At 43.5% G+C, this 12,558-nt stretch carries 12 protein-coding genes; 8 read left to right on the forward strand and 4 right to left on the reverse strand.

Annotation, left to right across the window (positions count from 1 at the left end; all coding sequences use genetic code 11):
• Positions 1 to 38 precede the first annotated feature (38 nt).
• The 3 genes from F6K63_RS22605 (at position 39) to F6K63_RS22615 (ending at position 3,136) form a co-directional block, all read left to right on the forward strand.
• Positions 39 to 1,760, forward strand: a complete 1,722-nt coding sequence (locus F6K63_RS22605; protein WP_071104270.1) for an ATP-binding protein — start codon at positions 39 to 41, stop codon at positions 1,758 to 1,760.
• A 516-nt stretch (positions 1,761 to 2,276) separates the two neighbouring features.
• Positions 2,277 to 2,927, forward strand: a complete 651-nt coding sequence (locus tag F6K63_RS22610) for a DUF3386 domain-containing protein (RefSeq protein ID WP_071104271.1) — start codon at positions 2,277 to 2,279, stop codon at positions 2,925 to 2,927.
• Between the two features lie 50 nt (positions 2,928 to 2,977).
• Positions 2,978 to 3,136, forward strand: coding sequence for a hypothetical protein (locus F6K63_RS22615; protein ID WP_158026421.1), 159 nt, complete (start codon positions 2,978 to 2,980; stop codon positions 3,134 to 3,136).
• A gap of 150 nt (positions 3,137 to 3,286) precedes the next feature.
• Here F6K63_RS22615 and F6K63_RS22620 read toward each other — a convergent pair whose 3' ends face one another.
• Positions 3,287 to 4,078 (reverse strand): cobalt-precorrin-6A reductase, encoded by a 792-nt coding sequence (locus F6K63_RS22620; RefSeq protein ID WP_071104272.1) that lies wholly within the window; start codon positions 4,076 to 4,078, stop codon positions 3,287 to 3,289.
• A gap of 2 nt (positions 4,079 to 4,080) precedes the next feature.
• Positions 4,081 to 4,275 (reverse strand): hypothetical protein, encoded by a 195-nt coding sequence (locus F6K63_RS22625; protein ID WP_071104273.1) that lies wholly within the window; start codon positions 4,273 to 4,275, stop codon positions 4,081 to 4,083.
• A 747-nt stretch (positions 4,276 to 5,022) separates the two neighbouring features.
• Between F6K63_RS22625 and F6K63_RS22630 the strand changes: the two genes are divergently transcribed.
• The 5 genes from F6K63_RS22630 (at position 5,023) to F6K63_RS22650 (ending at position 10,079) form a co-directional block, all read left to right on the forward strand.
• On the forward strand, positions 5,023 to 7,560 hold the full coding sequence (locus F6K63_RS22630; protein ID WP_071104274.1) for a mannose-1-phosphate guanyltransferase: 2,538 nt from the start codon (positions 5,023 to 5,025) through the stop codon (positions 7,558 to 7,560).
• A gap of 262 nt (positions 7,561 to 7,822) precedes the next feature.
• Complete coding sequence (locus F6K63_RS22635) at positions 7,823 to 8,443, forward strand: single-stranded DNA-binding protein (RefSeq protein WP_071104275.1); 621 nt, start codon at positions 7,823 to 7,825, stop codon at positions 8,441 to 8,443.
• Positions 8,444 to 8,479: 36 nt separating this feature from the next.
• Positions 8,480 to 8,617, forward strand: a complete 138-nt coding sequence (locus F6K63_RS22640; RefSeq protein WP_158026422.1) for a hypothetical protein — start codon at positions 8,480 to 8,482, stop codon at positions 8,615 to 8,617.
• Positions 8,618 to 8,620: 3 nt separating this feature from the next.
• On the forward strand, positions 8,621 to 8,911 hold the full coding sequence (locus F6K63_RS22645; RefSeq protein ID WP_071104276.1) for a hypothetical protein: 291 nt from the start codon (positions 8,621 to 8,623) through the stop codon (positions 8,909 to 8,911).
• Positions 8,912 to 9,014: 103 nt separating this feature from the next.
• On the forward strand, positions 9,015 to 10,079 hold the full coding sequence (locus F6K63_RS22650) for a lipase family protein (RefSeq protein ID WP_287313168.1): 1,065 nt from the start codon (positions 9,015 to 9,017) through the stop codon (positions 10,077 to 10,079).
• A 284-nt stretch (positions 10,080 to 10,363) separates the two neighbouring features.
• Here the strand turns inward: F6K63_RS22650 and F6K63_RS22655 are convergent, their stop codons facing one another.
• On the reverse strand, positions 10,364 to 11,611 hold the full coding sequence (locus F6K63_RS22655) for a phosphatidylserine decarboxylase (protein ID WP_083373703.1): 1,248 nt from the start codon (positions 11,609 to 11,611) through the stop codon (positions 10,364 to 10,366).
• Between the two features lie 339 nt (positions 11,612 to 11,950).
• Positions 11,951 to 12,211, reverse strand: a complete 261-nt coding sequence (locus F6K63_RS22660; RefSeq protein ID WP_287313169.1) for a hypothetical protein — start codon at positions 12,209 to 12,211, stop codon at positions 11,951 to 11,953.
• Between the last annotated feature and the right edge of the window lie 347 nt (positions 12,212 to 12,558).

Consider the following 12,558-nt stretch of genomic DNA (forward strand, 5'->3'; position numbering starts at 1 on the left):
GGCTCCCGGTGTTGCTTGTAGTTTCCAGGTTTCTTTTAATGGCTGCACCTGTGAATTTTCAATGTTTTCAAACTGGATATATAAATAGGCAATCGGCTAGTGCACAAGGTGATTCTAACTTTTTGCAGGGTTTAGGGTGTGAGCTGGTTTATACTCAAGAGGCATCGGGTAAATGCCTTTCTTTTTACTGGCAAGCTGCTGAGCAATATGGTCTGAGTTTGACACAAGTGGTGGGACTTCCCCTAGAAGATGCATTCTGCCCGACTGCGATAGAAGCCTACCAAGAGAGGCTTCAGAGAATTTTGAGCCAGCGAACCCCTGAACGTTGTCTTCAATCGTTTTGTTACCAGGACAGATCCTTTGCCTTTGAGTTGGTAATTAGCCCCATTTTGCCAGCAGATGGTGAAGCAACCACTGTTCTAGTCATGGGTCGCTTGTTGCCGGAATCATCAACATTGGAATGGCGGGAATCTCCTACAAGCGTAAGTGTAGACCCCCATCAAAAATTACTCACCAAAATTGCCCGGCAAATTCGTCGTACCCTCGATCTAGATACCATTTGGCAACAAACTGCCCAAAGTCTAGGGGAGGCACTCCAGGTAAGCCGTTGCCTCGTGTGCTATTACAAACCAGATGCACGGGTAACCAAGGTGCAGGCAGAATATTGCCAACAGCCCTTGCGGTCAATGGCGAAACAACTGCTACCCTTAGATTCTGAGCCTTACCTCGAACAAGCCCTCACTAGTCAGGAGCCAGTGCTGGTCGAACACATTGTTCCCGGTGAATGGGAACAGTTGTCTGTGTTGGTGGTTTCAACCTCCTATAAAGATGAACCCAATGGTTTGATTTGCCTACAGCAGTGTGACCATCGCCGTCAATGGAGTGCCGCAGAAATAAAGTTAGTGGGAGAATTGGCTGAGCAAGTCGGCACAGCGATCGCTCATGGCACCCTTTACAAAGAGCTAGAAATAGCTAGCGAAAGGGCTGAAGAAGCGTCTCGCCACAAAAGTGATTTTCTGGCTAATACTTCCCATGAGTTACGCACCCCTCTCAATGGCATGATTGGGTTTCTCAAGTTGGTTCTTGATGGCATGGCAGACGATCCACAGGAGCAACGGGATTTTATCCAAGAAGCCTACAATTCTGCATTGCATCTGCTCAATATTATTAATGATATCCTGGATATTGCCAAGATTGAAGCTGGTAAAATGGAGCTAGAACTCGCTCCAGTAGAATTAGAGTCTCTGTTTAGAAAAGTTGAAGACTTTACGATCAATCAAGCCGAGCTCAAAAACCTCAGCCTCAGAATTGAAATGCCTGATGTCTATGATGGCATTGTTATGTATGGTAACTATCAACGGCTGCTACAGGTAATGTTAAACCTAGTGGGCAATGCCATTAAGTTTACTGATGAAGGTGGGGTGACTGTTAGTGCTGAGGTGATCCGAAAGAAGATAACTTTGAAAGGTACGGAATTCCCAGGATTGGTTAAAGTTCGAGTTGCCGATACTGGCATCGGTGTTTCCCTCGACCAGCAAGACCGGCTGTTTCAAACATTTACCCAAGTCGATGGTTCCCGGACTCGCCAATATGGCGGCACGGGTTTAGGTCTAGTCATATCCCAAAAGCTGATTGAAACCATGGGGGGTGTGGTCAATTTTTTCAGTATGGGGGAAAATTTAGGGTCAACAGTTACCTTCACTGTACCTCTTTATCAAGTTCCTGTGATGATTTCCAATCAAGCAACTGATATCGATTAACCATCCACTCTAATGGTTCCCCTTACAATCCCTGCCCCCAGTAGCTTTGGCATGATCAAGGGCTGATAGCTGGTAAGCAATTCATTGGCTTAGGGGGTTAGCTTAAGGCTGGCAAGGTTACGTGATATGCTCTGGTGGAGAATTAGATCAAATCTGGTTGAATAACCATAGTTCCTTGTGACCAGAACAGGATGAGCAGCTGTCAGAACTATGGAATTAAAATAAAGTCAGCAGATCCTGTTAATGCTTAACAGTTCATTTTTTATAAAACCTAAAGGTATAATTTGCCAGCTTTTTATGGAAAATTTAAACTAAACTTACCTAGACTTCTTCCAAAGCATGAACAATTTGGGAGTAATGGTGAAAAGTGTTAGGATTAGTTTTAGCTTAAAGTTAGCTGAAACTACCTCACCCAATTTAAAGATTATATATAAAGCAGTAATGCTATAATAACCACCGTCAGAGATTAGTGAATTAGTAGTCTTTGGATAAACTATCGGTTGACTTAACAAGACTATGATCGAAAACGAAACAGCTCGTGAAGTGTTCCAGGCGGCTTACGAAAACCGCTACACCTGGGACGAAAATTTTCCTGGTTACAAAGCTGACTTGGAAATTAAGCAAGGTGATGAAGTATACACTGGTGAAGTTATCATTAATGGTGATCACAGTGTTGAAGTCAGTGGGTTTGAGGATGAAAAGGTCAAAGAAAGTGTCTATAACCAGATGCGGGATATTGTAACCCACCGCAAGCGGTCATCTTTTGAAAAAGCCCATGGGAAAAACCAATTTAGCTTTGGTGAAAACGATTCTACTGGTGCAGTAGAAATTTTTGTCAAGGGTGATGCCATGGGCTCTAACTATAAAGTCCGAGGGAAGGAAATTTGTCATGTCAGTCGGGTTATGGGTCCGATGGCTTTTACAATTAATACCAACGATAGCCTAGATACAGGAGAAGGGTATATTTCCTCAGGCTACAATGCCATTTTTCGTAATGCCAAAACTGGTGATTTGATGGCTAAACGAGAGTTTCAGGACAGGTTCGATAAAGTTGGTGATTATTATATTATGACTAGTCAAGTGGTTTATGCCATTGAGGAAAAAGGGCGGACAGCTACTGAATTCAACTTTTCTAATATTAGGTTACTCGAACCAGCTATGGTTTAAGCAATGGTAGTAAGCATTCAGTTATCAGCTATCAGCCATTAGCTATCAGCGTGTCGCGTATCAGCTATCAGCCATCAGCCTATGGGCTACAGATGGTGCTACTTGAGGTGCCATCAGCCTTGGCCAAAGGCCAAGAGCAAATCCCCAGACTTTCAATTCTGATTAATCTCGAACTATTAAATTCTACCGTTCGTGTAGCGTGGCCATAGGCCTGCATAGGTTTATGTTAAGCTGTTCCCATAGCGTGAGCCATTCGCGTAGCGTGGCCTTTTGGCCAAGGCTGACGGCTGACAGCTGACGGCACCTCAAGTAGCGTGCGCGTAGCGCATATGCTTACCTGTTATTTACGGGGGGAGAGTTCAAAGATAACGATGGCAAAACTCTAATGCCACAGATATATTGCTAGTTTGCTGCGGATAATCAACAACTGGGCGAGTAATGATAACAAGGGAGATGCCTAACTCAGCAGCTAGGGTTCGTTTGATATCTTCTCCGCCAGCAACCCCAGAGGCCTTGGTCACAACCACAGAGATATCCCAGTTATGCCAGAGTGCCTTTTCCAAATCAGCTGGTACCGGAGGACGCAGGGCAATAATTCGATCTGGGCTAAATCCAGATGCGATCGCTACATCGATGGCAGTAACACTCGGGAGAACCCTGGCGTATAGGGTTGACTGCTCTTGCCAACCACGGAATAAGGGTAAATGTTTATAACCGATTGTCAGTAATACCCGCTGGTGATGGAGATAGTTACCAGCAATCAGGTCTTGAAAACTATTGAGATAAATTATTGGTGATTTGTCTAGTTCAGAACTTACCTGAGAACTTAGCTGTTGCCGTTCAAAACGCAGGTAAGGTATATGCCGAGCACAAGCCGCTGAAATCGCTATTTGGGAAATTTCCACTGCATAGGGGTGAGAGGCATCTAGGATCGCTACAATACCATGCTTCTCCAAAAACTGCTCTAGCCCATTTGTATCTAAACGTCCGACTTGAACCCTTAAATTTGGAGTTTGGGGATAGAGGGATTTAGCCGCCGTTGTGGTAACGGTTACTGTAGAGGGAATCCCCCTGGATGCGATCGCATTTGCCAGAGTCACACTTTCTGTGGTTCCACCAATCAGCCAAATACGGCCACTGCTATCTACCACTCCTATCTGCCCTTAAGGGCTTTAGTAAAGTTTTTGCGATAGGACTTATTGGCAACGATTAAAGCTGGCCACAACAGTGACAAGGATATCCGATTGGTTAAGCTCCGGCTGAAGTCAGTCCGCTCAAACCCCCTCCAGAATTTCCACACGCCATACCCATAGACTACCAGTAACCCGAAGACAATTAAGTTAGCCATTCATCAAAAATCTTGCCATATTTGGAAACCCCGTCTCAAGTAAGATAGGCGTCTCGCCTGACAGGGAGGAAAAGCGAGCCCTTGGGGCGGTTTTAACTACCGTCGATGAATCTGGGTAGAACACATTTGGTTATTGTGACATGGTTTATCACCTCCGGTGCTTTTTATAAGATAATTTTTATATTAATGATAATTTTAGCTTATCAAGCAAGTGTTAGACCATGACCTCTATACCATAAGTGTGTAGGTTAATCAACAGGTGCGCTCTTACTTGGCGAATTTAATTCTTAATGGTAAGAGCGCACCTACGAATTGATTCGGATTACAGCTCAAAGTAGCATTGATCCAGGTCCAGTTTCTCTAGTCTTCATTATGTGGTGTCACCTTTAGGAGTTACAGACTAGCCAAACTCAGTAGTGATGATTACCTGAGTGAAGAAGCAGCGGGTCAACGCGCGATCTTTCTGCTCAGGGAGGAGGAAAATTGGCGACACCAGTGACGTTAGTTATGGTTCCGCCAGTCTTTGTCGAAAGCACTCTTTAGGTGCGACCCGTGGCGAATTTAATAATTAGATGCGGAAAGCGCACCTATATGACTCACTATCGACGCTAGCATGCCAAAATCACGGTTTTGAGATCAAGTCACTGTTTGTGGAGGAAAGTACTTCACTAAAAAAAGCCCATAACAAAGACAAATGAACGTAGACAACATGATCAAACCCCTTAACGGGTTAAAAGAGGAGGAATTATGCGAGCAGTGCTGATGGCTGGTGGTTCAGGAACACGGCTGAGACCGTTGACCTGTGATCTGCCCAAGCCCATGGTGCCAATCCTGAATCGACCCATTGCGGAACATATTGTTAATCTACTCAAACGGCACAATATCACTGAGGTCATTGCCACTCTGTACTATCTCCCAGATGTCATGCGGGACTACTTCCAAGACGGCAGTGACTTTGGGGTAAAGATGACCTATGCGGTAGAAGAAGAACAGCCTCTGGGGACTGCAGGTTGTGTTAAAAATATTTCCGAATTACTCAATGAAACCTTTTTAGTCATTAGTGGCGATAGCATCACCGACTTTGATTTGACTGCTGCGATCGAATTTCATAAAGCTAAGAAATCAAAGGCGACATTAATCCTAACTCGCGTTCCCAATCCCGTTGAGTTCGGGGTGGTGATCACCGATAAGGAAATGCGCATCCGCCGATTTTTGGAAAAACCTTCGACCTCAGAAATTTTTTCCGATACCGTTAACACTGGCACTTACATTCTCGAACCATCGGTTCTAGAGTACCTGCCATCAAATGAGGAATGTGACTTTTCCAAAGACCTGTTTCCGAAACTGCTCGCGAAAGATGAGCCAATGTATGGCTATGTCGCTGAGGGATATTGGTGTGATGTTGGTCACCTGGAGGCTTACCGAGAAGCCCAGTATGACGGCTTAATGAATAAGGTCACACTAGACTTTGCTTACCCAGAACAATCCTCAGGACTGTGGGTGGGACAAAATACCTATATCGACCCTACTGCCAAGATTGAAACCCCAGTACTAATTGGTAGCAACTGCCGGATTGGGCCAAACGCCCACATCGAAGCAGGAACAGTAATTGGCGATAATGTTACCATCTCTGCCCACGCTAACCTGAAACGACCAATTATTTGGAATGGAGCGTTGATTGGTGAAGAGGTGAATCTCAGTGCCTGCACCATTTCCAGGGGAACTCGGGTAGACCGTCGTGCTCAGGTTTTCGAAGGTGCCGTTGTCGGTTCCCTGTCTAAAGTGGGAGAAGAAGCTCAAATTAGTCCCACTGTAAGGGTTTGGCCAAATAAAACTATAGAATCAGGTGCAACATTGAATATCAATTTAATTTGGGGCAACACTGCCCAACGGAATCTTTTTGGTCAGCGGGGTGTCCAAGGCTTAGCCAACATCGATATTACTCCGGAATTTGCCGTTAAGTTGGGAGCTGCTTATGGGTCTACCTTAAAACTAGGCTCCCAAGTATCACTCTCCCGTGACCAGCGTAGTATCTGTCGCATGGTGACCCGGTCTTTGATTGGGGGATTGATGTCTGTAGGTATTGATGTCCAGAACCTAGATGCAACCGCAATTCCTGTGGCTCGCACCGTGATACCAACCCTAGGGGTTGAGGGAGGTATCCATGTGCGCGTGCATCCTGACCGACCAGATCATATCTTGATCGAAGTTATTGATGCCAAGGGAATTAATGTCAGCAAGGGTAAAGAGAAAAAAATTGAGGGGGCTTACTTTAAAGAAGACCTAAGACGAGTCCAGATCAATGATATCGGTAATGTTAACTACCCGATCCAGTTAATCGATATCTACGGTACTGCCTTTGAGAAGCATCTCAATGTAGAGGCAATTCGCAACAGTAGTGCTAAGGTAGTTATTGACTATGCTTATGCCGTCTCTGGTGCCGTGTTACCCCAACTATTAGCGAAATTTGGGGCTGATGCAGTAGTCCTCAATGCCAGTTTGAAACAAACAGCTATCTCCACAGAAGAACGAGAGAGTTTGCTCAATCAGCTTGGTCAGGTGGTCGAGGCTCTAAAAGCTAATTTTGGCGTGCAGGTCTCTGCTAATGGGGAACAGCTGATTTTGGTTGATGAATCGGGAATCTCGATTCGAGGTGAGGTATTGACTGCACTGATGGTCAATATTATGTTAACCTCTAATCCCAGGGGAACTGTGGTGGTTCCAGTTCAGACATCAAGTGCGGTGGAACAAATTGCCCGACGCCATGATGGCAAGGTGATCCGCACCAAAGCTAACCCCACAGCACTGATGGAAGCTTCTCAAAGCAATCCCAATGTGGTATTGGGAGGTAGTTGGGACATGGGCTTTATTTTCCCCCAACTACATCCAGGCTTTGATGCCATGTTTGGAATCGCCAAGTTGATCGAAATGCTGACAGTGCAAGAGCGATCGCTTGCTGATATTCGTGCCGAACTCCCCCGCGTATGGTACAAAACCGTTACTCTGCGCTGTCCTTGGACAGTTAAGGGTAGCCTGATGCGTCATCTGGTGGAAACCCATCCCAGTGAGCAGCTCGAACTTGTTGATGGCGTTAAAATTATCAACCCGCAAAATGATAACTGGGTGTTGATTTTACCTGATGCTGGCGAACCCTTGGTTCATATTTTTGCCAACAGCGATGACCGGGATTGGGTAGAGGAAAACCTCAAGCATTATCGCAACCATGTTCAGGAATTCGTTGAAAAAGAACAAGGTGTAGAAGCGCAACCGTCAGCCGTGTCATAAATCCGTGTCATAAATCCGATTGATCGGCTATTAACAGGCATAGCGGTGGCTTTTCTCAGGTGCGACCCGTGATGGCGAGCAATCCCTCGCCATCACGGAAAGCGCACCTAAAGAGTGTTTGTAGACCTCAGAAAAGTCACCGCTATGCCCTTGTTGGTAGTTAATTGTTGGTAGCTTAAGTTCTATCAAAGAAAAGCCAAGAGTATTGGTACGCTTGTTCTATAATGAAGAGTCAACACTGAAAGGACAAGGGATATAGGACATGAACAGCTGCATTTTAATGGCACAAATTATTCAGGATCCAGAACTCCGTTACACTTCAGATAATCAGACACCCCTGACTCAGATGCTAGTACAATTCGCTGGTGTCAAGGCTGAGGACGCTCCATCCACCTTAAAAGTGGTAGGTTGGGGGGAATATTTGGCTAATGAAATTAAAGCAAACTATTCCACAGGCGATCGCGTGGTGATTGAAGGTAGCTTAAGGATGAATGTGATTGAGCGACCAGAAGGGTTCAAGGAAAAACGGGCAGAATTTTATGTTTCCCGGATTCACAAATTGGGAACAGATGATCACTTCGAGCCACAAGTCATGGCCTCGGACAGAACTTTCCAGCAGACCCCAGAACCATCCCGTCCCCAAACCATAGGTGCGCTTTCCGTGATGGCGAGGGATTGCTCGCCATCACGGGTCGCACCTCATGATAAGGTTGTATCCATGGATCAACATCGGATGTCGTCATCAGTTTCTTATCCTAACAATACCAGCACTGAACAAAATACTGAGCAAAGCTTTGACTCTTCTTTTGGGTCTTCATCTCCTCAAAACCCAACCTCTGGTAGCCCTAGTCATGAACACGATTTAGATGATATTCCCTTTTAGTTATTAGGAGCAAAGATTATAGCTTTTATCATAGCTATGAGGTACACAAAATGTGTTACCTCTTACCTCTTCCCTCTTCCCTCTTCCCTACTCCCTGCTCCCTGCTCCCTGCTCCCTGTTCTCTGTTCCCTGTTCCCTGTTCCCTGTTCCCGACTTCTGCAAGAAGTCTATTAAATTGTGTTTCAACTCCTTTACGTACTGATCTATGCCCTCCAGCCTTATCTAAACCTGATTTGTTTTTGTTTGGCTTGGGGGATAATGATGATTCTAGCTTGGACGGTTTGGTCAGCAGTCCGAGAAAGTTTTGCTGTTGCCAAACGACTGCATCAAATTCCCTGTTCTAACTGTCAGTTTTTTACTGGTGATTATCGTCTTAAATGTACCGTGCATCCATCTTTTGCTAATTCTGAAGCAGCAATTAATTGTATGGACTTTTGTGCAAAAAATAGTTACATGACTAGAGTTTAAAAGACTCGACAGTAATGCCATTGGCTTCATCCTTGCTGCTGGGGAGGAAGCCTATATAGCAATCCTAAATTATTTGTAAAATCACTGGAATTGTTAAAAACTGGTGCCTTCTCCCTTCCCTTCTGCCATCTGCCGTCTGCTTCCTGCCTTAAAGCAGACCATTTCTTTCACAAATCAGATAGGATTGCTATATATAGCAATCCTAATGAAAGCATGCGTGATGGATAACACAATTACTTACCTCACAACTGCTGACCTTGATTCCACCAGGGCCATGGTTTTAGTGCAAGCAAGCATTCTAACTTATGATGCTTTTGATAAGCAAAACCCTGCTGAGTGTCTTGAGGTGTCTCCACCGGATGGTTATGATTTTGTAGACTACTGGACTGGTGTTGATGCGATTTTTAATAAATACAAAACTGTTGAGTGTTATGGTGTAGTGTTTCGATCTCAGCAGTCTCCTTACACTTATATATTTGCCTTTAGAGGTACTTATTCCACAGAGGATCTAATAGATACTTTTGGTGTTAATCATACAACATTTGTACCTTATCAGGAAGATGTTGTAGTGCCATCTAAGCTTAGGGTTGAATCAGGTTTCTACCATATCTATTCCAATAGTGATGGGAACACACCCTCGATGCAGAATCAGGTGTTTGCCCTAGTTGATAAATACCAAGCATCTGAAAAACCGATCGATACTCTGTATATTACTGGCCATAGTTTAGGCTCTACACTGAGCACTTTCTTCACACTTGATATGGCGTTGTCTAGACCAGATATCAAGTCTGCAAGCTACAACTATGCTTCCCCTCGTGTAGGCAACCAAGCATTTGTAGAATTTTATCAACAACAGGCACCGCAACAAAACCCGGAGACCCGAACTATTCGTATCCAAAATGTTTATGACAAAGTTCCTTGTGACCCATTTAAATATGAAGGATATCAGCATTTGCCCTATGCCTATCTAGTTTCATTTTCTCGAGACAACTTAATGGGTAAATTTGATGTTATAGACAATCATCATTACAAAAATTATAAAACTGTTTTGAATTGTGCGTTGGAGAGTGAAAGTGGCTTTTGTGAGAGAACCTTTGACTACGATCAGGACAAAACGATGAAGTCGGTGAAACCAGATCCTAGTACAGTCTGTACATATTGGTTGTAGCTCTTGGTCTGGGGTTGTATAGCGGTTTTTAATTTGGTGAGGTACAAAGTTTCTGTTTTTAGGGAACAGGGAACAGAAAAGAGGCAAGAGGCAATAGGCAATAGGCAATAGGCAATAGGGAAAAAAGCCTGTGTACCTCATTAGACTAAAAACCGCTATATAAGAAAAGGGAAGGAGGCATATCAATAATGTATGGAATGTCTGGCGAAAGTAACGCCGCTATTCCTAAGGATAATAGCAGCTGGTGGTTTGACTCCAAAATTGATATGCTCCCGATAAATTGCTTATCTGCCTAAATAAGCAATCCGATTCAAGAAACGACTCTTCCGTGTCTTGGTTAACTTCACTTTTGCTTCGGCTTCGCCAAGCAGGAATCCGATTTGCTGCCCTTGCAGGATATTTAATGAGGGGAAACGATCTTTTTCAAACAAAAGAATGTTTAAGGAGCCACCATACTGAAAATACCCTATTTTTTCGCCTTTTGTAATCGGAACGGGGTTTTCAGAAGTGACATTCTTGAATCGATCTTCAAATATCACTGAGGCGATGGTGTTCAATCCTACTGGTATCATCGCCACATGACCATAGTTGGCGGTTTCGATTACTAAATAGCCCCGACGAAAATGTTCAAATACACTGTAGGAATATCCATAACCAACGTTGTCATCGTTCAACAAGCCCGGAAAATTATCGATACCAAAATATTCGCCTGCGACATCTTCGTTAGATTCTACAACCGTGCCAGATACGGGTGCATGGTAGTGATGATAGGTATCCGGCATGAGGATACAAGAAACAGCTGTACCTCCATCAAAGTGTTGGGCAAAACTTGAGTTATTTAAAAGCTCCACAACATTCAAATATACTGTTTTTACAGCAATTTTTGTTTCTAGGGTTAAGTCGTTAACAATCATATTGATAACGCTATCTGCTGGAGCCACCACTACAGAGTCGTCATCTGGTGAAGTAATCGGTCTGGGATTTGCTTCTGGGTTTAGATTCCGGGCAAAAAATTGATTAAAATTCTCAAATCCTAGATAAGGGTCTTGCTCATTTGGACAATAAAACTCAGAACAGACTGCCGTTGCACCACCAAGATCATTAACCCATGTTTGAATAAGTTCTTGGGAGTCAGTAGAATCAAAGTATTTGCCGCGCACTTCTACAAAATCTGCGGTCATCTGATAACCAGCACCTTTGGTCACAAAGGCCAAGCCGTATTCATTTTTATAATATAGCCAGCTAAACTTTTGAATGTAATCTAATCCAGTGGGAACTAATGGTTCCCAAACGTACCAATCTGTAAAGAATTGGCACAGGTCATCTATTGTTTTGTTTCGCCAATCATAGGTGTAAGTTCCCTGTGGATCATCTTCTAAAATTTCCTCAGGAATTGGTTTGACATTTTCCACCGCTGCATCGAAATAGGTTTTAAAACCTTTGGTGTCCTCAGTGTACCACTGATTGATAGTCGCGAGAAACTGTTGAAATTCTGGGTTTTGAGGATCTGCTGTTCTTTGCTGTATACTCATACTCTGCTCGTTCAGTTAATTTTCTACCACTTAGCTGTGCTAAGTATCTACATATATCAGACGTTTGTCGCTGACAACCTTTAGATAATAACTGGCTTTTTACTCAATAACAATGCACCTTAATCAACCTTAATATTAATCAACTTTAATTAATATGGTTGAATATAAATATCCTTAAATATGCTCACGCCTAGATTCACAAGTAAAGGAATTTGTCAAGACCCCTAAATCAAAGTAATTTTGTCTAAATCTACAAACTATTAATTTGGTCAATCCCCTAAAATCAAGATTTTTGGACGCGATCGCGTAGCGTCTCTTTCAGAGAATCGCTTTTAGAGATTAGCGTTCCCGTAGCGTCTCTTTCAGAGAATCGCATTTTCCTTCTATTTCTGCATCAATTTCATCACGATAGGCTGCTATATCTGCTAAAACCTCATCAAACAGAGGGTTATTTGCATACATACCAGAAAATTCCATCCAAGGATGTTCATTATTGGGAGATTCAACTTCCAAAGAAATGATTTCTGCTTGAGCTAAACGCTCAGTCAAAACTTGGCGAATATTAGCGTTTGCTTCTTTTTTTTTCTCAATCCTGCCCATAGCGCATAAGGTGATAGCTTACGTTATTATAGCAAATCAGTAATTTCTATTTTATCGTTACAATCTCCGCGCTCATTAAACCTTGTCTGTTTTAGGAGCTACTGCTCCCAGCGCTATCGTGAAAATTACTAGTTATAGCTATTCTCTCTGCCATGAGGTAGAAACTTATCCCCCTAAATCCCCCTTAAAAAGAAACCGATCCCCCTAAATCCCCCTTAAAAAGCTATGCTTTATAAACATCTTTCTTAACATAAAACTTGACAAAAAGAGTCAAGTGTGCATAGAGAGGCGATCGCCCTAAATTGACAAAAAGAGTTAAGTGTGTATAAGAGTGCGATCGCTAATCT

The sequence above is a fragment of the Moorena sp. SIO1G6 genome, from assembly GCF_010672795.1.
In the GTDB taxonomy this organism is placed as follows: domain Bacteria; phylum Cyanobacteriota; class Cyanobacteriia; order Cyanobacteriales; family Coleofasciculaceae; genus Moorena; species Moorena producens.